Origin of the sequence: Streptomyces shenzhenensis (genome assembly GCF_021462265.1) — a bacterium.
GTDB classification, from domain to species: domain Bacteria; phylum Actinomycetota; class Actinomycetes; order Streptomycetales; family Streptomycetaceae; genus Streptomyces; species Streptomyces shenzhenensis.
Genome location: NZ_JAJONF010000004.1, coordinates 220185 through 241508, shown reverse-complemented (window position 1 = coordinate 241508; position 21324 = coordinate 220185). Strand labels below are relative to the sequence as shown.

The following is a 21324-nucleotide window of genomic DNA, read 5'->3' as shown; positions in this document are numbered from 1 at the left end:
GACTACCAGCGGTAGTGCGCGAAGGCCTTGTTGGACTCGGCCATCTTGTGCGTGTCCTCGCGCTTCTTGACGGCCGCACCGAGGCCGTTCGAAGCGTCGAGAAGCTCGTTGAGCAGACGCTCGGTCATGGTCTTCTCGCGACGGGCGCGGGAGTAACCGACCAGCCAGCGCAGGGCGAGCGTGTTCGCACGGCCCGGCTTGACCTCGATCGGGACCTGGTAGGTCGCACCACCGACACGGCGGGACTTGACCTCGAGGGTCGGCTTGATGTTCTCCAGCGCGCGCTTCAGCGTGATGACCGGGTCGTTGCTGGTCTTCTCGCGCAGGCCCTCCATGGCGCCGTACACGATGCGCTCGGCGGTGGAGCGCTTGCCGTTCAGCAGCACCTTGTTGATGAGGGAGGTCACCAGAGGAGAACCGTAGACCGGGTCGATGATGACCGGGCGCTTCGGGGCGGGGCCCTTACGAGGCATTCTTACTTCTCCTTCTTGGCGCCGTAGCGGCTGCGGGCCTGCTTGCGGTTCTTGACACCCTGGGTGTCGAGCGAACCGCGGATGATCTTGTAGCGAACACCGGGCAGGTCCTTCACACGGCCGCCGCGCACGAGCACGATGGAGTGCTCCTGCAGGTTGTGTCCCTCACCCGGAATGTAAGCGGTGACCTCGATCCCGCTGGTCAGACGCACACGCGCGACCTTACGCAGGGCCGAGTTCGGCTTCTTCGGGGTGGTCGTGAACACACGCGTGCAGACGCCACGACGCTGAGGGGAACCCTCGAGTGCGGGCGTCTTGTTCTTCTCGACCTTGTCCTGCCGGCCCTTGCGGACCAGCTGCTGGATCGTAGGCACTACTTCTCCGGTTTCTGTGTGCCGATAGGTACAGCTAACCTGGAACATCTCCGACCCACGCGGTCGGGTGTGTCGGATCCCGCGAACTCCCGCCGCGAGGCAGAAGAAGGCACGAATCACGGTGGCCGCTTCGTCACTCCGGTGCGGTTTGAAGGCACGCACGAGGATCAGGGCACACCCCAGGCACAAGGTCTGAGCGTACCCAGCGCAATCACTTCGGTCAAAACAAAAGAACCCGGCCCGCATCGTCATACGGACCGTGTCAAGGCCCTACGCCGTGCGTGATCTTCGTTTTCACCGTGCCGTCACCTCATAAGGCTACGTCGCCGCAGCTCACGCTCCCTGCCGTCCGCCGTGACGGAAGCCACCACCGCCACAACGCCGGACGGTGAGGATCAGCGCCCGTCCGGCGACCGGCAGAGCCGGCAGCGGCTCCATGATGCGCCAGGACGGCCTTTCCGGCACGTGCCGCCGCCACGGTGCCCGGCGGGCAGGCCCGAAAGGGGCGGCGAATGGCCGTCCCCCGCCCCGACGTCCCGCGCCGCATCATCGGCGAGGGCTCCGCCCGACCACACCGCGCCGGCCGTTCTGCGCGGCGCCCCGAGCTGCGGGCCGACGAGCACGCGGCGGCCCTCGGCTTCGCGCCGCAGCTGATGGCGGTGCTGTGTGAGGAACACGACAGGGAGCGGTCCGAACGAGCCGCCGTCACGGCTGCGGGGCTGTCCCTCGACAAGGAAGGCGTGCTCGCGCGGCTACTGGCCTCGCACCCCGACGTCCGCACACGGCTGCACCACCTGCACGCCCGCTCGCGGAACAGGCGCTGACAGCCGAAGGGCGGCCACCCCGTACGAAACGGGGTGACCGCCCTTCAGAACCACCTGCTACTGGTTGTACGGACCGTAGTCGTAGTCCTCCAGCGGGACGGCCTGGCCGGAGCCGGTGCCGAACGGCGAGTAGTCGATGTCGTCGTAGCCGACGGCCGAGTACATCGCGGCCTTCGCCTCCTCGGTCGGCTCGACCCGGATGTTGCGGTAGCGGGACAGACCCGTACCGGCCGGGATGAGCTTACCGATGATGACGTTCTCCTTCAGACCGATGAGGCTGTCGGACTTGGCGTTGATCGCCGCGTCCGTCAGGACTCGGGTCGTCTCCTGGAAGGAGGCCGCGGACAGCCACGACTCCGTCGCCAGCGACGCCTTCGTGATACCCATCAGCTGCGGACGGCCGGAGGCCGGGTGACCGCCCTCCTGGACCACACGACGGTTCTCGTGCTCGAACTTCGAGCGCTCGACCAGCTCACCGGGCAGCAGCTCGGCGTCGCCGGACTCGATGATCGTCACGCGGCGCAGCATCTGCCGGATGATGATCTCGATGTGCTTGTCGTGGATCGACACACCCTGCGAGTTGTACACCTTCTGGACCTCGCCGACCAGGTGGACCTGGACGGCACGCTGGCCCAGGATGCGCAGCACGTCGTGCGGGTTGGTGGCACCCACGGTGAGCTTCTGGCCCACCTCGACGTGCTCGCCCTCGCTGACCAGGAGTCGGGCACGCTTCGAGATCGGGTACGCCGTCTCGTCGCTGCCGTCGTCCGGCGTGATGACGATCTTCTTGGTCTTCTCGGTCTCCTCGATCCGCACGCGGCCCTGGGCCTCGGAGATCGGGGCGACACCCTTCGGGGTACGGGCCTCGAAGAGCTCGACGACACGCGGCAGACCCTGGGTGATGTCGTCACCGGCCACACCACCGGTGTGGAAGGTACGCATCGTCAGCTGGGTACCGGGCTCACCGATGGACTGGGCGGCGATGATGCCGACCGCCTCACCGATGTCGACCAGCTTGCCGGTGGCCAGCGAACGGCCGTAGCACATGGCGCAGGTGCCGACGGCGGACTCACAGGTCAGGACCGAGCGGGTCTTGACCTCGGAGACGCCACGGGCGACCAGTTCCTCGATGAGGACGTCACCGAGGTCGGTGTTGGCCGGGGCCAGCACCACGCCGTCGACGACGATGTCCTCGGCCAGCGCACGTGCGTACACGCTGGTCTCGACGTTGTCCGCCTTGCGCAGCACGCCGTCCGCGCCGACCTCGGCGATGTGCAGCTTGAGGCCGCGCTCGGTGCCGCAGTCCTCCTCGCGGATGATGACGTCCTGCGAGACGTCCACCAGACGACGGGTCAGGTACCCCGAGTCGGCGGTACGCAGGGCGGTGTCGGCGAGACCCTTACGGGCACCGTGCGTGGAGATGAAGTACTCCAGCACGGACAGGCCCTCACGGAACGAGGCCTTGATCGGACGCGGGATGGTCTCGTTCTTCGCGTTCGACACCAGACCACGCATACCGGCGATCTGCCGCATCTGCATCATGTTTCCTCGGGCACCCGAGTCAACCATCATGAAGATGGGGTTCGTCTTGGGGAAGTTCTCGTTCATCGCCTCGGCGACCTCGTTGGTCGCCTTGGTCCAGATCGCGATGAGCTCCTGAGTGCGCTCTTCCTTGGTGATCAGACCGCGCTCGTACTGCTTCTGGACCTTCTCGTCCTGCGCCTCGTAGCCGCGGACGATCTCCTTCTTCGCCTCGGGAACGACGACGTCGGAGATGGCGACGGTGACACCGGAACGGGTCGCCCAGTAGAAGCCGGCCGCCTTCAGGTTGTCGAGCGTCGCCGCCACGATGACCTTGGGGTAGCGCTCCGCCAGGTCGTTGACGATCTCGGAGAGCTGCTTCTTGCCCACCGAGTAGTCGACGAACGGGTAGTCCTCGGGCAGCAGCTCGTTGAAGAGCGCGCGGCCCAGCGTGGTGCGCAGCCGGAAGCTGTCGCCGCTCTGGTACTCCGGCTCACCTTCCTCGACGGCCGGCGGGGTCCAGCCGCGCGGCGGGATGGTGCCCACCGGGAAGCGGATGTCGATCGGCGACTGCAGCGCCAGCTCGCCGGCGTCGAACGCCATGATCGCCTCGGCCGTGGAGCCGAAGGACCGGCCCTCGCCCTTGGTGTCGCGCAGCTCGCCGTCGGTGGTGAGGAAGAACAGACCGAGGACCATGTCCTGGGTCGGCATCGTCACCGGACGGCCGTCGGCGGGCTTGAGGATGTTGTTCGAGGACAGCATCAGGATGCGGGCCTCGGCCTGCGCCTCCGCGGACAGCGGCAGGTGCACGGCCATCTGGTCACCGTCGAAGTCCGCGTTGAACGCGGTGCACACGAGCGGGTGGATCTGGATGGCCTTGCCCTCGACCAGCTGCGGCTCGAAGGCCTGGATGCCGAGTCGGTGCAGGGTGGGCGCACGGTTCAGCAGCACCGGGTGCTCGGCGATGACCTCTTCGAGGACGTCGTACACGACGGTGCGGCCGCGCTCCACCATGCGCTTGGCGGACTTGATGTTCTGCGCGTGGTTCAGGTCGACCAGGCGCTTCATCACGAACGGCTTGAAGAGCTCCAGCGCCATGGCCTTGGGCAGACCGCACTGGTGCAGCTTCAGCTGCGGGCCGACGACGATGACGGAACGCGCCGAGTAGTCGACTCGCTTGCCGAGCAGGTTCTGACGGAAACGGCCCTGCTTGCCCTTCAGCATGTCGCTGAGGGACTTCAGCGGGCGGTTACCGGGACCGGTGACCGGACGGCCGCGACGGCCGTTGTCGAAGAGGGCGTCGACCGCCTCCTGAAGCATGCGCTTCTCGTTGTTCACGATGATCTCGGGCGCACCGAGGTCGAGAAGGCGCTTCAGACGGTTGTTGCGGTTGATCACACGGCGGTACAGGTCGTTCAGGTCGGAGGTCGCGAAGCGGCCACCGTCCAGCTGCACCATCGGGCGAAGGTCCGGCGGGATGACCGGCACGCAGTCCAGCACCATGCCCTTGGGGCTGTTGCTGGTCTGCAGGAACGCGGAGACGACCTTCAGGCGCTTGAGCGCACGGGTCTTCTTCTGGCCCTTGCCGGTGCGGATGATCTCGCGGAGCCTCTCGGCCTCCTCGTCGAGGTCGAAGGACTCCAGGCGCTTCTGCAGCGCCGCGGCACCCATCGAGCCGTCGAAGTATGTGCCGAAGCGATCGCGCAGCTCGCGGTAGAGCAGCTCGTCGCCCTCCAGGTCCTGGACCTTGAGGTTCTTGAAGCGGGTCCACACCTCGTCGAGGCGGTCGATCTCGCGCTGCGAACGGTCGCGCAGCTGCTTCATCTCACGCTCGGCGCCCTCGCGCACCTTGCGGCGCACGTCGGCCTTGGCGCCCTCGGCCTCCAGCTCGGCCAGGTCGCTTTCCAGCTTCTTGGCGCGGGCCTCCAGGTCGGCGTCCCGGCGGTTCTCGACCTGCTGGCGCTCCACGGAGACATGCGCCTCCAGGGAGGGCAGGTCGCGGGTACGGCGCTCCTCGTCGACGAACGTGATCATGTACGCCGCGAAGTAGATGACCTTCTCGAGGTCCTTGGGAGCCAGGTCGAGCAGGTAGCCCAGCCGGCTCGGGACGCCCTTGAAGTACCAGATGTGCGTGACGGGCGCGGCCAGTTCGATGTGGCCCATCCGCTCACGGCGCACCTTGGCGCGCGTGACCTCGACGCCGCAGCGCTCGCAGATGATGCCCTTGAAGCGGACGCGCTTGTACTTGCCGCAGTAGCACTCCCAGTCCCGGGTGGGACCGAAGATCTTCTCGCAGAAGAGCCCGTCCTTTTCCGGCTTGAGGGTGCGGTAGTTGATCGTCTCGGGCTTCTTGACCTCGCCGTGGCTCCACTGACGGATGTCGTCAGCGGTGGCCAGGCCGATCCGGAGCTCGTCGAAGAAGTTGACGTCGAGCACTATGCGTCAATCCCTCTCAGGGTTGTGAGTCTTTGGTCTGATACGGGGGCCTGGGGGTCGGCGGGGCCCTGATGGCTCAGGGCCCGCCGGACTCCCGTCAGACCTCTTCGACGCTGCTCGGCTCGCGCCGGGACAGGTCGATGCCGAGCTCCTCCGCAGCGCGGAAGACGTCCTCGTCGGTGTCACGCATCTCGATGGACATACCGTCGCTGGACAGCACCTCCACGTTCAGGCAGAGCGACTGCATCTCCTTGATGAGCACCTTGAAGGACTCGGGGATGCCGGGCTCGGGAATGTTCTCGCCCTTGACGATGGCCTCGTAGACCTTCACACGGCCGGTGACGTCGTCGGACTTGATGGTCAGCAGCTCCTGGAGGGCGTAGGCGGCGCCGTACGCCTCCAGCGCCCACACCTCCATCTCGCCGAACCGCTGGCCACCGAACTGGGCCTTACCGCCCAGCGGCTGCTGGGTGATCATCGAGTACGGGCCGGTCGACCGGGCGTGCAGCTTGTCGTCGACCAGGTGGTGCAGCTTCAGGATGTACATGTAACCGATGGAGATCGGTTCCGGGAACGGCTCACCGCTGCGGCCGTCGAACAGCCGCGCCTTGCCGGACGGCTGCACCAGGCGGTCGCCGTCGCGGTTCGGGATGGTGTGCTGCAGCAGACCCGCCAGCTCGTCCTCGCGGGCACCGTCGAAGACCGGGGTGGCGACGTTGGTGTGCGGGGCGACCTGGTCGGCACCGATGGCCTGGAGCCGCTGGGCCCAGTCGTCGGCGAGACCGGAGACGTCCCAGCCGCGGCTGGCGAGCCAGCCGAGGTGGATCTCCAGGACCTGCCCCGGGTTCATTCGGGACGGTACGCCGAGCGGGTTGAGGATGATGTCGACCGGAGTTCCGTCCTCGAGGAACGGCATGTCCTCGATGGGCAGGATCTTCGAGATGACACCCTTGTTGCCGTGGCGGCCGGCGAGCTTGTCACCGTCGGTGATCTTGCGCTTCTGCGCGACGTAGACGCGGACCAGCTGGTTCACGCCCGGCGGCAGCTCGTCGCCCTCCTCGCGGTCGAAGACGCGCACGCCGATGACCTTGCCGGTCTCGCCGTGCGGCACCTTCAGCGAGGTGTCACGGACCTCACGGGCCTTCTCACCGAAGATCGCGCGCAGCAGGCGCTCCTCGGGCGTCAGCTCGGTCTCACCCTTCGGGGTGACCTTGCCGACGAGGATGTCACCGGCGATGACCTCGGCGCCGATGCGGATGATGCCGCGCTCGTCGAGGTCGGCGAGGACCTCCTCGGAGACGTTCGGGATGTCCCGGGTGATCTCCTCGGGGCCGAGCTTGGTGTCACGGGCGTCGACCTCGTGCTCCTCGATGTGGATCGAGGAGAGGACGTCGTCCTGCACGAGGCGCTGCGACAGGATGATCGCGTCCTCGTAGTTGTGACCCTCCCACGGCATGAACGCCACGAGCAGGTTCTTGCCGAGGGCCATCTCGCCGTTCTGGGTGGCGGGACCGTCGGCGAGGACCTGGCCCTCGACGACCCGGTCGCCCTCCAGCACGATGACCTTCTGGTTGACCGAGGTGCCCTGGTTGGAGCGGGCGAACTTGGCCAGGCGGTAGGTGATGTACGTGCCGTCGTCGTTGGCGGTGGTGATGTAGTCCGCGGAGACCTCCTGGACCACACCGGCCTTCTCGGCCTTGACCACGTCGCCGGCGTCGACCGCGGAGCGGTACTCCATGCCGGTGCCGACGAGCGGGGACTCGCTCTTGATCAGCGGCACGGCCTGGCGCATCATGTTCGCGCCCATGAGGGCACGGTTGGCGTCGTCGTGCTCCAGGAACGGGATCATGGCGGTCGCGACCGACACCATCTGGCGCGGCGAGACGTCCATGTAGTCCACGTCGTCACCGGCGACGTAGTCGACCTCGCCGCCACGACGGCGGACGAGTACCCGGGCCTCGGAGAAGCGCATCTCGTCGGTGAGGCCGGCGTTGGCCTGCGCGATGACGAACCGGTCCTCCTCGTCGGCGGTCAGGTAGTCCACCTCGTCGGTGACCTGGCCGTCGACGACCTTGCGGTACGGGGTCTCGACGAAACCGAACGCGTTGACCCGGCCGTAGGAGGCGAGCGAGCCGATCAGACCGATGTTCGGGCCTTCAGGGGTCTCGATCGGGCACATACGGCCGTAGTGCGACGGGTGCACGTCACGGACCTCGAAGCCGGCCCGCTCACGGGAGAGACCACCCGGGCCAAGAGCCGACAGACGACGCTTGTGGGTGAGACCCGACAGCGGGTTGTTCTGGTCCATGAACTGGGACAGCTGGCTGGTGCCGAAGAACTCCTTGATGGAGGCGACGACCGGCCGGATGTTGATCAGGGTCTGCGGCGTGATCGCCTCGACGTCCTGGGTGGTCATGCGCTCGCGGACGACGCGCTCCATACGGGCCAGACCGGTGCGGACCTGGTTCTGGATGAGCTCGCCGACGCTGCGCAGACGACGGTTGCCGAAGTGGTCGATGTCGTCGGTCTCGACGACGATGGAGCCGCCGCTGTCACCGACCGTCTCGGTCTCGCCGGCGTGCAGCTTCACCAGGTACTTGATCGTCGAGATGATGTCCTCGACGGTCAGGATGCCGGCGTCGAGCGGGGCGTCCGCGCCCAGCTTCTTGTTGACCTTGTAGCGGCCGACCTTGGCGAGGTCGTAGCGCTTCGGGTTGAAGTACAGGTTCTCCAGGAGCGTCTGCGCGGCCTCGCGCGTGGGGGGCTCGCCCGGACGCAGCTTGCGGTAGATGTCGAGCAGCGCGTCGTCCTGGCCCTGGGTGTGGTCCTTCTCCAGAGTGGCGCGCATCGACTCGTACTCGCCGAACTCCTCGAGGATCTGCTCGGTCGTCCAGCCGAGCGCCTTGAGCAGCACGGTGACCGACTGCTTGCGCTTGCGGTCGATACGGACACCGACCATGTCGCGCTTGTCGATCTCCATCTCCAGCCAGGCACCCCGGGACGGGATGATCTTGGCGGAGAAGATGTCCTTGTCGGACGTCTTGTCGATCGAGGAGTCGAAGTAGACACCGGGCGAGCGGACCAGCTGCGACACCACGACACGCTCGGTGCCGTTGATGACGAAGGTGCCCTTGTTCGTCATGAGCGGGAAGTCGCCCATGAAGACCGTCTGGGACTTGATCTCACCGGTCTCGTTGTTGGTGAACTCGGCCGTGACGAAGAGCGGGGCCGCGTACGTGAAGTCGCGCTCCTTGCACTCGTCGATGCTGTTCTTCGGCGGCTCGAAGCGGTGGTCGCGGAACGTCAGCGACATCGACCCGGAGAAGTCCTCGATCGGGGAGATCTCCTCGAAGATCTCCTCCAGACCGGACTTGGTGGGGACGTCCTGACCGGACTCCAGAGCCTCCTCGACCCGACTCTGCCAGGCGGTGTTCCCGAGCAGCCAGTCAAAGCTCTCGGTCTGCAGCGCGAGCAGGTTGGGAACCTCGAGAGGCTCCTTGATCTTTGCAAAGGAGATGCGCAGCGGGGCGGTGCTGGCGCCGTTGTTCATATTCGCGTTCGAGGCAGTGCGCGAGGCGGCCAAGAGGGGGTCCTTCCGAGGGCTCGGACTCACTACGCGCTCCCCGGTCCCTTCCCGGACGCAGAGACGGAAACCCCAGTTCAGAGGAGTTAGGTCGTCGGCATTCGGGTGAGGTTAGACCCCTGGTGACGGGCAGGGGACAGCTAACAGGCAGCGCAAAGGGTCAGTGTAGCCACTTGGCACACTGATGTCCAGTCCCCAATTTCTGAGACCCTCGTCATCGTCAACGCCTGCGCCCTGCCTGCCCTCAACGCACGTTGATACTGCCCTCTTCGTCGCCGATCCATGCCTCGGATTCGGACCGTTCTGGCGACGCGTCCTGAGAATTGCGCGCTGCGTGCGGTTCGTCAAGGCCCCCTCGCGCAAACCCGGTGCGCCGGAGACACAACGAAGATCACCATACCCCCCGCCGTCACGGGTGCAAGGCAACCGTGGTCGGCCCTCCGGGAACGCCGAAGAGCGACCACCCGGATGGATGATCGCTCTTCGCGGTCTGCGCGTTACACCCCCGAGGGGGGTGTTTCAGCGCACAGAGGTCTGCTCGACCTCAGAGGCCTTACTTGACCTCGACGGAGGCGCCGGCGCCCTTGAGGGACTCGGCGGCCTTCTCCGCGGCCTCCTTGGCGACCTTCTCGAGAACGGGCTTCGGGGCGCCGTCCACGAGGTCCTTGGCCTCCTTCAGACCGAGGGAGGTCAGCTCACGCACGACCTTGATGACCTGGATCTTCTTGTCGCCGGCGCCGGTGAGGATGACGTCGAACTCGTCCTGCTCCTCAGCGGCCTCGACCGGGGCGCCCGGGGCGGCGGGGCCCGCAACGGCGACCGCGGCGGCGGCGGTGACGTCGAACTTCTCCTCGAACGCCTTCACGAACTCGGAGAGCTGGATCAGGGTCATCGTCTCGAACTCGGCGAGCAGTTCGTCCTGGGTGAGAGCCACTTTGGCTTTCCTTCCACTAATTCGGCTGGTGCCGGATGTACATGTCTGGCGGGCGTACGTTCGGCCCGCTACGACCTCTGCCTCAGGCGCTGGGCCTCAGGCGGCGGTCATTTCGCGAGCCGAGTTACTCGGCACCGCCCTGCTCGTCCTGCTTGGCGCGAAGCGCGTCCACGGTGCGGACGAGCTTCGACGGGAGCGCCTGGAAGACCTGAGCAGCCTGCGTCTGCTTGCCCTTCAGGGCGCCCGCCAGCTTGGCGAGCAGAACCTCGCGGGACTCGAGGTCCGCAAGCTTCTTGATCTCGTCGGCGGACAACGCCTTGCCGTCAAGGACACCGCCCTTGATGACGAGGTTCGGGTTGTCCTTGGCGAAGTCACGAAGACCCTTCGCCGACTCCACCGGGTCACCGGTGACGAAGGCGACCGCCGTCGGACCGTTGAACAGGTCGTCGAGCGTCGTGATCCCGGCCTCGTTGGCCGCAATCTTGGTCAGCGTGTTCTTCACCACGGCGTACTGGGCGTTCTCACCGAGCGACCGGCGCAGCGTCTTGAGCTGCGCCACGGTGAGACCCCGGTACTCGGTCAGCACGGCGGCGTTCGAGCTGCGGAACTGCTCCGTCAGCTCGGCTACCGCGGCAGCCTTGTCGGGCCTTGCCATAGAGCGTCGGCCTCCTTCCGGGTGATGACGACCGCTCGGAAGGGGCTGAGGAAAACGAAACGCCCCGGCGCAGGCGCACGGGGCGTAGCTCGACCGAGGTCACACACGTCATGCATGCGTCTCCGGGAGCACTTCCACAGTCACCTGCGCGGGTCGTCCGCGGTTCAGCGGATCCTTCGGCCACCGCACGCTCTTGCGAGCACACGGCAACGACCAGCGGTCTTTGGCTTCGTTAGGAGCCTACGGGACCGGTGCACTGTCAAGCAAATCGGCCCCGTCCAGGCCGCCGAGGGGGGTCGGCCGGGTGGCCTCGGCGGCGCGCCCGGCCCGCTCAGGAGGCCGGCCCGCTCGCGCCCCGCCTCTTGAGCAGCGTCCTGAAGTCCGCGGTGTCGCCGGCCGGGGGCCGCCGCGCGTCGGCCTTGACGCCGTAGTCGCTGTAGTGCGCGGTCTGGGTCATCGTGCCGGTCGCCGTCTCGGCCTTCTCGGTCTTCTTGACCAGCAGGTCCCGGTCGTTGACCCAGACGTCGACGGTCTCGGTGCCGACACCGGCCTGGGTGAGCTGCTTCCGCAGAGCGGCCACTTGGCTCGCCGTGAGACCGCTGCTCCGCCCGGCCAGGCGGGCCACCCGCACCGTGCCCGCGTAGTGGGTGGTGGCCTGGCCGTCGGCCTTCTCCTCGCCGACCTTCCGCACGTCGCCGGAGGCCAGCAGCATCTGCACCGCCTTGTCGGGCGTGGTGTTCTGCATCTGGTCCTTGAGCAGCCCGCCCGAGCCGCCGGGGAGAGCGGCCAGGTCGTCGTACCCGTACCGGATCCAGTGCCTGCCGCCCGTCTGCGCGGCGAACGTGTCGCTCATCCTCGCGTAGTAGGCGTCGGGCAGGTAGCGGGCCTGCATCGACGTCGTACCGAGCCGGCGCATCAGCTCGGCCGTGCTGCCGCCGGTGCAGGTGATGGTGACCGTGCCGGTGATGCCGCCGTCCCAGGCGAGGCTGCCGCGCGTCGTCATGGACAGCAGGGAGCCCATGGTGGTGGAGCGGATCCGGGCGGAGTCGGCGCCGCTGGTGGACTTCGCCGCGGAGCGCAGCGCGGCGACGGGGCCGGCCCGGTTCACGGCGCGGGCGTCGGCCCGGTCCGTGCCGCCGGAGCCTCCGGAACCCCCCGCTGAACAGGCGGCCACCCCCGTCAGCGCGGCCGCCACCGCGATCGAGAAGGCTCTACGCCGCACGCGCCGGCTCTTCATCCCGCCCACCCCCGTGAAGGTCCCCTCACCCCCGACGCTAACCCAGCGCACGGACAGAGCGGGGGAAGTCGTACGAACAGCGGAACGGGCCCCGCAAGCCTTTCGGCTGCGGGGCCCGTCCTGGTGGTGTCGCGTCCCTGACGCGGCTACCGGACCGAGCGCGGGGCTCAGACGGCGGCCGGGTCCTCCTCGACGAGGAGGTTGCGGGTGCGGTTGGGGTCGACCAGGATGCCGGGGCCCATGGTGGTGCTGACCGCGGCCTTCTTGATGTAGCGGCCCTTGGCGGCGGACGGCTTCAGACGGAGGATCTCCTCCAGCGCCGCGCCGTAGTTCTCCACCAGCTTGTCGTCGTCGAAGGACGTCTTGCCGATGATGAAGTGCAGGTTCGAGTGCTTGTCGACGCGGAACTCGATCTTGCCGCCCTTGATCTCCGTGACGGCCTTGGCCGTGTCAGGGGTGACGGTGCCGGTCTTCGGGTTCGGCATCAGACCACGCGGGCCGAGGACGCGGCCGAGGCGGCCGACCTTGCCCATGAGGTCCGGGGTGGCGACGACGGCGTCGAAGTCCAGACGGCCCTTCGCCACCTCGTCGATGAGCTCGTCGGCGCCGACGATGTCGGCGCCCGCGGCACGCGCGGCCTCGGCACGGTCACCGGTCGCGAAGACCAGGACCCGGGCGGTCTTACCGGTGCCGTGCGGGAGGTTCACGGTGCCACGGACCATCTGGTCGGCCTTGCGCGGGTCGACACCCAGGCGGAAGGCGACCTCGACGGTGCCGTCGAACTTGGTCGTGGAGGTCTCCTTGGCGAGACGGACGGCCTCGAGCGGGGCGTAGAGCTTCTCCCGGTCGATCTTCTCGTCCGCAGCGCGAAGGGCCTTGCTGCGCTTGCTCACAACTTGCTCCTGTGTGTTCTGAAGGAGTCGTGGTGTACGGGCCGAGCAGGCCCTACCACGGTGGTTCTACGAAGGTGGGGTTCAGCCCTCGACCGTGATGCCCATGGAGCGGGCGGTGCCGGCGATGATCTTCGACGCGGCGTCCAGGTCGTTGGCGTTCAGGTCGGGAAGCTTGGTCTGGGCGATCTCGCGGACCTGCGCCTCGGTGATCTTGGCGACCTTGGTCTTGTGCGGCTCGCCGGAGCCCTTCTCGACACCAGCGGCCTTGAGGATCATCTTCGCGGCCGGCGGGGTCTTGGTGACGAAGGTGAAGGACCGGTCCTCGTAGACCGTGATCTCGACCGGGATGACCCAACCGCGCTGCGACTCGGTGGCGGCGTTGTAGGCCTTGCAGAACTCCATGATGTTGACGCCGTGCTGGCCCAGCGCGGGGCCGACCGGCGGAGCCGGGTTCGCCGCACCGGCGTTGATCTGGAGCTTGATGAGCCCCGTGACCTTCTTCTTCTTGGGAGGCATAGCTCTCCGGGTCCTTTCATTTCGGGTCCTGCCTGCGCGAGGGGACCAACCCGAACGCAGGCATACCGCACAACGATAACGGGTATAGATGCGCGGCCAAAAACGAACAGGTCAGGGGGCTCACCTTGGAGCCGACCCTGACCGGTCCCACCTAGGGGCGCGGGACTGCGTCGCCTATGCGGCTTCCGCCGCCCGGGCGCGACCAGCCCCACGCACCTCTGGTCGAACGACTACCGACTCAGTTCTTCTGAATCTGGTCGAACGAAAGCTCAACCGGCGTCTCACGCCCGAAGATCTCCACCAGACCCTTGACCTTCTTGGAGTCGGGGTTGATCTCGTTGATCGTCGCCTGCAGCGTGGCGAACGGACCGTCGGTCACCGTCACCGAGTCGCCCACCTCGAAGTCCAGCACCTGGACCTCGACCTTGCGCTGCGGTACCGGCTTGCCCTCGGCCTCCGCCGCCTCGCGCGCCGCCTTCTCCTCGGCCTCCGGCGCGAGCATCTTGACGATCTCGTCCAGGGTCAGCGGGTAGGGGTCGTACGCGTTGCCGACGAAGCCGGTGACGCCGGGAGTGTTGCGGACGACACCCCACGACTCGTTGGTCAGGTCCATACGGACGAGCACATAACCCGGCAGCTTGTTCTGCTTGATGGTCTTGCGGTCGCCGTTCTTGATCTGGACGACCTCTTCCTGCGGCACCTCGGCCTGGAAGATGTAGTCCTCGACGTTCAGCGAGACGGCGCGCTGCTCCAGGTTGGTCTTCACGCGGTTCTCGTAGCCGGCGTAGGTGTGGATGACGTACCACTCGCCGGGGAGCAGCCGCAGCTCCTCGCGCAGCGCCTGGACGGGGTCGACCGGCTCGGCCGGCTCTTCCTCGACGGCCGCTTCGAGCTCTTCGGCCTCTTCGGCCTCGTCGGCGTCCTCGTGGTCCGCCTCGTCCTCGTCCTCGACGTGGACCGCGGCCTCCTCGGCCGGCTCCCCCAGTTCGGCCTCGGCAGCCTCGAACTCGTCCTGCTCGTCCGCGCCCTCGACGATGTCCAGCTCGTCCTTGACGGCCTCTTCGGGCTCGACGGCGTCGTTCAGGTTCGGGTCAGACACGATGGCTGCTTCTTCCTGGATACATAGGGGTGGAACATGCGAAAACGGGCGCCGGTACCACGGCGCCCTTCGCTCTGTGCTCAGCCGAAGACGTACTTGGCCGCGTGGTTGAGTCCATAGTCAATCACGGTCACCAGAGCGATCATGATGGCGACGAAGAAGATCACCACGGTGGTGTACGACGTCAGCTGGTTACGAGTCGGCCAGACGACCTTGCGGAGCTCGGCGACGATCTGGCGGTAGAAAGTGGCAAGGCGCTTCAGCGGACCCTTCTTGGCCCGCTTGCCGCCCTTGCGGCCCTTCTTCTTGGACTCCTGCACCTCATCGGCATCAGGCGTGTCGATGGAGCCCACGGCGTCCGTCATTCGTCCTCACCTGGTCCCGGGTCATGGCCGTGCCGCGCCCGGTTTCTGGAGCCGCACGGCGGTGCAATGCTTGTACGTACATGCGCACACATCCTGGCGGTGTGTGTAGCAGGGCCGGAGGGACTTGAACCCCCAACCGCCGGTTTTGGAGACCGGTGCTCTACCAATTGAGCTACGACCCTTTGTGTGTCCCCCAACGTACCGCATCCGGCCGGGTGCTCGGTGTGTACCCGCTCAGGCACGGCTGTCGAAGGCCAACGAGGTGAGAGTGTACGTGGTCCACGGCGCCGCGTCGAACAGAAAGTGGCAAGCCGCAGGGACCGTACGGAAGATCGTCCTGGCCCGGGGCGGGATCCGCACGGTTGTTCATGGTTCGGCCCATAGTTGTTCAGTCCGTGAAACCGGCGTGCCGGGCAGGTTTCCGGTCTGAAACGATGGACCCCATGAGCGCTGCAACCCCTCCCACCGAGCGCCGGGTCTCCGCCCGAGTCGGCGCGATCTCCGAGTCCGCCACCCTCGCCGTGGACGCCAAGGCGAAGGCCCTCAAGGCCGCCGGGCGCCCGGTGATCGGCTTCGGCGCCGGTGAGCCCGACTTCCCGACGCCGGACTACATCGTCGAGGCCGCCGTCGAGGCGTGCAAGAACCCGAAGTACCACCGCTACACCCCCGCCGGCGGTCTGCCCGAGCTGAAGGCCGCGATCGCCGCCAAGACGCTGCGCGACTCCGGCTACGAGGTCGACCCCTCCCAGGTCCTCGTCACCAACGGCGGCAAGCAGGCCATCTACGAGGCCTTCGCCGCGATCCTCGACCCGGGCGACGAGGTCATCGTCCCCGCCCCGTACTGGACGACGTACCCGGAGTCCATCCGTCTCGCCGGCGGCGTCCCGGTCGAGGTGGTCGCCGACGAGACCACCGGCTACCGCGTCTCGGTGGAGCAGCTGGAGGCGGCCCGCACCGAGAAGACGAAGGTCGTGCTCTTCGTCTCCCCGTCCAACCCGACCGGCGCGGTCTACAGCGCGGCCGAGACCGAGGCGATCGGCCGCTGGGCCGTGGAGCACGGTCTGTGGGTCCTCACGGACGAGATCTACGAGCACCTGGTCTACGGCGACGCGAAGTTCACCTCGCTGCCCGCGATCCTGCCCGAGCTGCGCGACAAGTGCATCGTGGTCAACGGCGTGGCGAAGACGTACGCCATGACCGGCTGGCGGGTGGGCTGGCTCATCGGCCCCAAGGACGTCGTGAAGGCGGCCACCAACCTCCAGTCGCACGCCACGTCCAACGTCTCCAACGTGGCGCAGGTCGCCGCCCTGGCCGCGGTCACCGGCGACCTGGAGGCCGTCGCGAAGATGCGCGAGGCCTTCGACCGGCGCCGCCGGACGATCGTGCGGATGCTCAACGAGATCGACGGGGTCGTCTGCCCCGAGCCCGAGGGCGCCTTCTACGTCTACCCGTCGGTCAAGGCGCTGCTCGGCAAGGAGATCCGCGGCAAGCGCCCGCAGACCTCCGTCGAGCTGGCCGCGCTGATCCTGGAGGAGGCCGAGGTCGCGGTCGTCCCCGGCGAGGCCTTCGGCACGCCCGGCTACCTGCGCCTGTCGTACGCGCTCGGTGACGAGGACCTCGTCGAGGGCGTGAGCCGGATGCAGAAGCTGCTGGCCGAGGCGAAGGCCTGACAGCTGACAGCTGACAGCTGACAGCTGAAGCCTGGCGCTTTTCGCGCCGCACACGCGCGTACGGGCCGTCTCCCCGCGGGAGGCGGCCCGTTCTCGTGCGCCCGCTCGCCCGTGCGAGCAAGGCCACTAAAGGGGAATCCGCTACCGGTGGGACCGGTACGTACGGCAGGATCCTGGGATGGAGCACGTACGTGATGTCTCTGAGCTGCCGAAAGCTCATCTGCATCTGCACTTCACCGGTTCGATGCGACCGGGAACCGTCCTGGAACTGGCCGACAAGCACGGCGTACGCCTCCCCGAGGCGCTGACCGATGCCCTGACCAGCGGCGAACCACCGAGACTGCGGGCCACCGACGAACGGGGCTGGTTCCGTTTCCAGCGGCTGTACGACGCTGCGCGCTCCTGCCTCAGAGAGCCCGACGACATCCGGCGGCTGGTCAGGGAGGCCGCTGAGGAGGACCTGAAGGACGGCTCGGGCTGGCTGGAGATCCAGGTGGACCCGACGTCGTACGCCCCGCGCCTCGGCGGTCTGATCCCGGCCCTGGAGATCATCCTGGACGCGGTCGAGACGACCTCCCGGGAGACCGGACTCGGCATGCGCGTCCTGGTGGCCGCGAACCGTATGAAGCACCCCTTGGACGCGCGCACGCTGGCCCGGCTCGCCGTCCGGTACGCGGACCGGGGGGTGGTCGGCTTCGGGCTGTCGAACGACGAGCGGCGGGGCATGGCGCGGGACTTCGACCGGGCGTTCCACATCGCGCGCGAGGGCGGCCTGCTGGCGGCCCCGCACGGCGGCGAGCTGACCGGCCCGGCGTCGGTCCGGGACTGCCTGGACGATCTGAACGCCTCCCGGATCGGGCACGGCGTGCGGGCGGCGGAGGACCCGAGACTGCTCAAGCGCCTGGCGGACCGGGAGATCACCTGCGAGGTGTGCCCGGCCTCCAACGTGGCCCTGGGTGTCTACGACAAGCCCGAGGACGTCCCGCTGCGCACCCTCTTCGAGGCGGGCGTCCCGATGGCCCTGGGCGCCGACGACCCGCTCCTGTTCGGCTCCCGGCTGGCCGCGCAGTACGACTTCGCGCGCGTGCACCACGCCTTCACGGACGCCGAACTGGCGGAACTGGCCCGCCAGTCGGTCCGGGGCTCCGCCGCACCGGAGGACGTGAAGGCCGGGCTCCTGGCGGACATCGACGCCTGGCTGACCGCCCCGGTGTCCTGATTCCCGGTCACGGACGGGCGGGCTCCTCGGCGACGTCGAGCCCGCCCAGGACGCGGGGACTGTGCAGCGGCGGGTGGGGCCGGCCTTGCTGAGCCGCCGGTGCACCGGCGGCTCACGGCTGCCCCCTAGAGGCTCACGCCGACGGTCACCGGCTCGTTGACCAGGGTCACTCCGAAGGCCTCCCGGACCCCGGCGACGACCTCCCGGGCCAGTTCCAGCAGATCCTCGGTCGTGGCCCCGCCCCGGTTGGTCAGCGCCAGCGTGTGCTTCGTGGAGATCCGGGCCGCGCCGCTGCCGTACCCCTTGGTGAACCCGGCCTTGTCGATCAGCCAGGCCGCCGAGGTCTTGGTACGGCCGTCCCCCGCCGGGTAGGCGGGCGGCTCGGCCGCGTCGCCCAGCCGCTCCCGTACGCGCGCGTGGAAGGCGGCGAACTGCTCGTCCGTGAGAATCGGGTTGGTGAAGAAGGAACCCGCCGACCAGGTGTCGTGGTCCTCGGGATCCAGCACCATCCCCTTCCCGGCGCGCAGCTTGAGCACGGCCTCCCGTGCGTCGGCGAGCGGCACCCTGTCCCCCGGCTCCACCGCGAGCGTCCGTGCCGCCTCCGCGTACCGCACCGGCGCCGACAGCCCGCCGGCGTCCTCCAGCCCGAACCGGACACGCAGGACGACGTACCGCTCGGGGTCGGCCTTGAACCGGCTGTACCGGTACGAGAACGCGCACTCCTCGTTGGCCAGCGTCACCGTCTCACGGGACCGCCGGTCGTACGCGACGACCTCGGTGACGGTCGAGGAGACCTCCTGCCCGTACGCCCCCACGTTCTGGATCGGCGTGGCTCCGGCGGATCCCGGGATCCCGGCGAGGCACTCGATGCCCGCGAGGCCCGCCTCGACGGTGCGGGCGACCGCGTCGGTCCACACCTCACCGGCCGCCAGCTCCAGCGTCGTGCCACGCAGCTCGAAGCCGGTGGTGGCGATGCGCAGGGCGGTGCCGTCGAAGCCCTTGTCGCCGATGACCAGGTTCGATCCGCCGCCGATGACCAGCAGCGGGGTCCCGCTGTCGTCGGCCGCGCGGACGGCGGCGATCACCTCGGCGTCGGTGGCCGCGGTGACCAGCCGGGTGGCGGGGCCACCGAGCCGGAAGGTGGTGAGGGGGGCGAGGGGGGCGTCGTGGAGTTCCTGCACGGGCCCAAGACTACGAGACGCCATCGGCGGTCCCGCCGCCGCGAGCCGCACGCGCGCGTGGTGGCCCCGTCCACACCGTGAACGGAGCCCCACGCGCGCGTGCCGTCAGCCGTCGTCAGCCGGCGACGGTCCCCAGCGCCGGGGCCGGCTCCCCCTCGGCGACCAACCGCGCGGCGCGCCTTCGGCCGGGTATGACCAGGGCGGCGATCCCGGCGAGGGCCACCACGGCCGCGCCGGTGACCAGAGCGGGCCGCAGTCCGTCCACGAAGCTCTGGGCGCTCTCGTAGCCGCCCTGGGCGGAGAAGATGGACGACATGACCGCGACGCCGAGCGCGCCGCCGACCTCGCGCAGCGCGTTGTTGGCGCCGGAGGCGATGCCCTGTTCCTGCGGCCGTACGGCGGACATCACCAGGTTGGCGGCCGGGGCGAAGTAGAGGGCCATGCCGATGCCGCTGATGATCAGGCCCGGCAGCTGGGCGGCGTAGGAGGCGTCGGCGGTGACCACGGAGGCCAGGTAGCCGAGTCCGGCGGCCTGCAGGAAGAGCCCGGCAGCGACGACCGGGCGGCCGCCGATCCGGTCGGACAGGATGCCCGCGATCGGCGCGACGATCATCGGCATACCGGTCCAGGGCAGCATCCGCAGGCCCGCCTCGGTGGGCGAGTAGCCGAGCACGCCCTGCATGTACTGGCTGAGCAGGAAGATCGCCCCGAACATCCCGAGGAACATCAGCAGGCTGGCCGCGTTGATCCCGGAGAACGCCCGGGAGCGGAAGAGCCGCATCGGCAGCATGGGGTTCCCGGCGCGGCTGCCGTGGATGACGAAGCCGACGAGCAGGGCGGCGCCCGCGAACAGCCCGGTGAGCACGAACGGACCGGTCCAGCCGTCGGAAGGGCCGCGCACCAGGCCGTAGACGACCCCGAAGAGGCCGCCGCTGGCGAGCAGGGTGCCGGGGACGTCGAGCGGGGCGCCGGAGCCGTACGACTCGGCGAGGCGGAGGCGGGCGAGCGGCAGCAGGGCGAGGCCGAGCGGCACGTTCAGCCAGAAGATCCAATGCCAGGACACGTGTTCGGTGAGACTGCCGCCGATGAGCGGCCCGGAGGCGACCGCCAGGCCGTTGACGGCCCCCCAGATGCCGTACGCCATTCCGCGCCTGGACTCGGGCACGGCCGCCGTCAGCAGCGTGAGGGTGAGCGGCATCATGACCGCCGCGCCGACGCCCTGCACCGCGCGGGCGGCGATCAGGGAGTCGATGCCGGGCGCCATGGCCGCGGCGGCGGAGGCGCCGGCAAAGACGGTGAGCCCGGCGAGGAAGAGCCGGCGCCGGCCGAAGCGGTCGCCGAGGGCGGCGCCGAACATCAGCAGGACGGCGAAGGTGAGCGTGTAGGCGCTCACGGTCCATTCGAGGTCGTCCAGGGCTCCGCCGAGGTCCTTGCGGATGGACGGCAGGGCGGTGGTGACGACGAGGTTGTCGAGGGCCGCCATGAATCCGGCGACGCTGGTGATGACGAGCGCCCATCCGGCGCCACCGCTACGTGCGGTCTCTTGTGACATCGCTCCCCCTGAAGCGTGGCTTGACAATTAGTTATTGATCACTAATTTTTGGGCGCAGAAGAAGACCCGGGCCGGGAACGGCCGACCGCTCCCTCACTCTTCGTCGCACTTCCCCAGTCCCCCCGTGGCCCCGGCATCACGGAACACCCCCTGCCAGACCCTGTGCCCGGGCGGAAACCCCATGGCCGAGTAGGTGTTGATGAGCATCCCCTTGGCAAGGAAGGCCGTGGTGGCGTCGACATCGACCCCCGAGAGCAGATGGACGGCGTCCCAGAGCCGCATCCAGCCGTCCCGCACCAGCTCCCCGAACTCGTGTTCGCCCTCGCCCTCCGCGGCCGCGACGGTGATGTACGTCTGCATCTGCATCTGGAGCCGCTCCGGCTGCTCCTGGATCAGCCGCACATACGCCTCACCCATGGCACGCAGGGCCTCCTCGCCCTCCAGCCCTTCGGCCGCCTCCTCCAAGACCTGACGCATGTCGTCGATGCAGCGCTGCGAAGCCGCGGCGAAGATCGCCTTCTTGCCGGGGAAGAGCCGGAAGAGGTACGGCTGCGAGACACCGACCCGTTTGGCGATGACCTCGGTGGAGGTGCCGTAGTAGCCCCTCCGCGCGAACTCGGCGATCGCCGCGCGGATGACGTTCTCGCGCCTTTCCTCGGCGCTCATCCTTGCCATGCGATGAAGTTAGTGCTCAATTACTAACTAGGTCAAGGGCAAGGCGCCCGAGCGAGACGCAGGGCCATGCGGCGACACGTAAGGGGCGCCCGCAGTGCGAAGCGCCCCTTACCCGGT

General features: G+C 68.3%; 17 protein-coding genes and 1 tRNA gene. 3 read left to right on the top strand and 15 right to left on the bottom strand.

Going from position 1 to position 21324, the window contains the following annotated elements:
* Positions 1–2: 2 nt before the first annotated feature.
* Entirely contained in the window at positions 3–473 is a 471-nt protein-coding gene (gene rpsG, locus LQ326_RS07700; protein WP_005481264.1) for a 30S ribosomal protein S7, read from the bottom strand.
* A gap of 2 nt (positions 474–475) precedes the next feature.
* Positions 476–847 (bottom strand): 30S ribosomal protein S12, encoded by a 372-nt coding sequence (gene rpsL, locus LQ326_RS07695; RefSeq protein WP_003948652.1) that lies wholly within the window; start codon positions 845–847, stop codon positions 476–478.
* Positions 848–1359: 512 nt separating this feature from the next.
* On the opposite strand from rpsL, the gene LQ326_RS07690 reads away from it, so the two are divergent.
* Complete coding sequence (locus LQ326_RS07690; RefSeq protein WP_308401870.1) at positions 1360–1671, top strand: hypothetical protein; 312 nt, start codon at positions 1360–1362, stop codon at positions 1669–1671.
* 57 nt (positions 1672–1728) lie between these two features.
* Here LQ326_RS07690 and LQ326_RS07685 read toward each other — a convergent pair whose 3' ends face one another.
* The 10 genes from LQ326_RS07685 to LQ326_RS07640 all read right to left on the bottom strand — a co-directional run bounded on the left by LQ326_RS07685 (position 1729) and on the right by LQ326_RS07640 (position 15092).
* Positions 1729–5628 carry a DNA-directed RNA polymerase subunit beta' gene (locus LQ326_RS07685; protein ID WP_234534033.1) on the bottom strand — a complete coding sequence of 1300 codons (3900 nt, stop codon included), beginning with the start codon at positions 5626–5628 and terminating at the stop codon, positions 1729–1731.
* A 97-nt stretch (positions 5629–5725) separates the two neighbouring features.
* Positions 5726–9211, bottom strand: coding sequence for a DNA-directed RNA polymerase subunit beta (rpoB, locus tag LQ326_RS07680; RefSeq protein ID WP_234534031.1), 3486 nt, complete (start codon positions 9209–9211; stop codon positions 5726–5728).
* A 553-nt stretch (positions 9212–9764) separates the two neighbouring features.
* Positions 9765–10145 carry a 50S ribosomal protein L7/L12 gene (gene rplL / locus LQ326_RS07675; RefSeq protein ID WP_308401869.1) on the bottom strand — a complete coding sequence of 127 codons (381 nt, stop codon included), beginning with the start codon at positions 10143–10145 and terminating at the stop codon, positions 9765–9767.
* 124 nt (positions 10146–10269) lie between these two features.
* On the bottom strand, positions 10270–10800 hold the full coding sequence (gene rplJ / locus LQ326_RS07670; RefSeq protein ID WP_009330729.1) for a 50S ribosomal protein L10: 531 nt from the start codon (positions 10798–10800) through the stop codon (positions 10270–10272).
* A 331-nt stretch (positions 10801–11131) separates the two neighbouring features.
* Positions 11132–12037 (bottom strand): SCO4651 family lipoprotein, encoded by a 906-nt coding sequence (locus LQ326_RS07665; protein ID WP_234534029.1) that lies wholly within the window; start codon positions 12035–12037, stop codon positions 11132–11134.
* Positions 12038–12204: 167 nt separating this feature from the next.
* Positions 12205–12930, bottom strand: a complete 726-nt coding sequence (gene rplA / locus LQ326_RS07660) for a 50S ribosomal protein L1 (protein ID WP_234534028.1) — start codon at positions 12928–12930, stop codon at positions 12205–12207.
* An 81-nt stretch (positions 12931–13011) separates the two neighbouring features.
* Complete coding sequence (gene rplK / locus LQ326_RS07655; protein WP_037858373.1) at positions 13012–13446, bottom strand: 50S ribosomal protein L11; 435 nt, start codon at positions 13444–13446, stop codon at positions 13012–13014.
* A 238-nt stretch (positions 13447–13684) separates the two neighbouring features.
* Positions 13685–14545, bottom strand: a complete 861-nt coding sequence (nusG, locus tag LQ326_RS07650; protein ID WP_234534026.1) for a transcription termination/antitermination protein NusG — start codon at positions 14543–14545, stop codon at positions 13685–13687.
* An 80-nt stretch (positions 14546–14625) separates the two neighbouring features.
* Positions 14626–14910: a preprotein translocase subunit SecE gene (secE, locus tag LQ326_RS07645; protein WP_234534023.1), complete on the bottom strand. Its 285-nt coding sequence runs from the start codon at positions 14908–14910 to the stop codon at positions 14626–14628.
* Between the two features lie 109 nt (positions 14911–15019).
* A tRNA-Trp gene (locus LQ326_RS07640) sits at positions 15020–15092 on the bottom strand.
* Positions 15093–15353: 261 nt separating this feature from the next.
* Here LQ326_RS07640 and LQ326_RS07635 point away from each other — a divergent pair.
* Both LQ326_RS07635 and LQ326_RS07630 read left to right on the top strand, forming a co-directional pair.
* The gene (locus LQ326_RS07635) at positions 15354–16580 is read left to right on the top strand and encodes a pyridoxal phosphate-dependent aminotransferase (protein ID WP_234534021.1); all 1227 of its coding nucleotides are present in this window, start codon (positions 15354–15356) and stop codon (positions 16578–16580) included.
* A 178-nt stretch (positions 16581–16758) separates the two neighbouring features.
* Positions 16759–17799: an adenosine deaminase gene (locus tag LQ326_RS07630; RefSeq protein ID WP_234534020.1), complete on the top strand. Its 1041-nt coding sequence runs from the start codon at positions 16759–16761 to the stop codon at positions 17797–17799.
* A 125-nt stretch (positions 17800–17924) separates the two neighbouring features.
* Here LQ326_RS07630 and LQ326_RS07625 read toward each other — a convergent pair whose 3' ends face one another.
* From LQ326_RS07625 to LQ326_RS07615, 3 genes are all read right to left on the bottom strand, one after another.
* On the bottom strand, positions 17925–18980 hold the full coding sequence (locus LQ326_RS07625) for a UDP-N-acetylmuramate dehydrogenase (protein ID WP_234534018.1): 1056 nt from the start codon (positions 18978–18980) through the stop codon (positions 17925–17927).
* Between the two features lie 115 nt (positions 18981–19095).
* Positions 19096–20532 (bottom strand): DHA2 family efflux MFS transporter permease subunit, encoded by a 1437-nt coding sequence (locus LQ326_RS07620; RefSeq protein WP_234534015.1) that lies wholly within the window; start codon positions 20530–20532, stop codon positions 19096–19098.
* A 93-nt stretch (positions 20533–20625) separates the two neighbouring features.
* On the bottom strand, positions 20626–21207 hold the full coding sequence (locus LQ326_RS07615; RefSeq protein ID WP_234534013.1) for a TetR/AcrR family transcriptional regulator: 582 nt from the start codon (positions 21205–21207) through the stop codon (positions 20626–20628).
* Positions 21208–21324: the final 117 nt, after the last annotated feature.

Excerpts from the sequence above, each read along its gene's own strand:
- rpsG (WP_005481264.1), bottom strand. The coding sequence starts at position 473 with ATGCCTCGTAAGGGCCCCGCCCCGAAGCGCCCGGTCATCATCGACCCG.
- LQ326_RS07690 (WP_308401870.1), top strand. The coding sequence starts at position 1,360 with ATGGCCGTCCCCCGCCCCGACGTCCCGCGCCGCATCATCGGCGAGGGC.
- rplJ (WP_009330729.1), bottom strand. The coding sequence starts at position 10,800 with ATGGCAAGGCCCGACAAGGCTGCCGCGGTAGCCGAGCTGACGGAGCAG.
- LQ326_RS07665 (WP_234534029.1), bottom strand. The coding sequence starts at position 12,037 with ATGAAGAGCCGGCGCGTGCGGCGTAGAGCCTTCTCGATCGCGGTGGCG.
- rplK (WP_037858373.1), bottom strand. The coding sequence starts at position 13,446 with ATGCCTCCCAAGAAGAAGAAGGTCACGGGGCTCATCAAGCTCCAGATC.
- secE (WP_234534023.1), bottom strand. The coding sequence starts at position 14,910 with ATGACGGACGCCGTGGGCTCCATCGACACGCCTGATGCCGATGAGGTG.
- LQ326_RS07635 (WP_234534021.1), top strand. The coding sequence starts at position 15,354 with ATGAGCGCTGCAACCCCTCCCACCGAGCGCCGGGTCTCCGCCCGAGTC.
- LQ326_RS07630 (WP_234534020.1), top strand. The coding sequence starts at position 16,759 with ATGGAGCACGTACGTGATGTCTCTGAGCTGCCGAAAGCTCATCTGCAT.
- LQ326_RS07620 (WP_234534015.1), bottom strand. The coding sequence starts at position 20,532 with ATGTCACAAGAGACCGCACGTAGCGGTGGCGCCGGATGGGCGCTCGTC.
- LQ326_RS07615 (WP_234534013.1), bottom strand. The coding sequence starts at position 21,207 with ATGGCAAGGATGAGCGCCGAGGAAAGGCGCGAGAACGTCATCCGCGCG.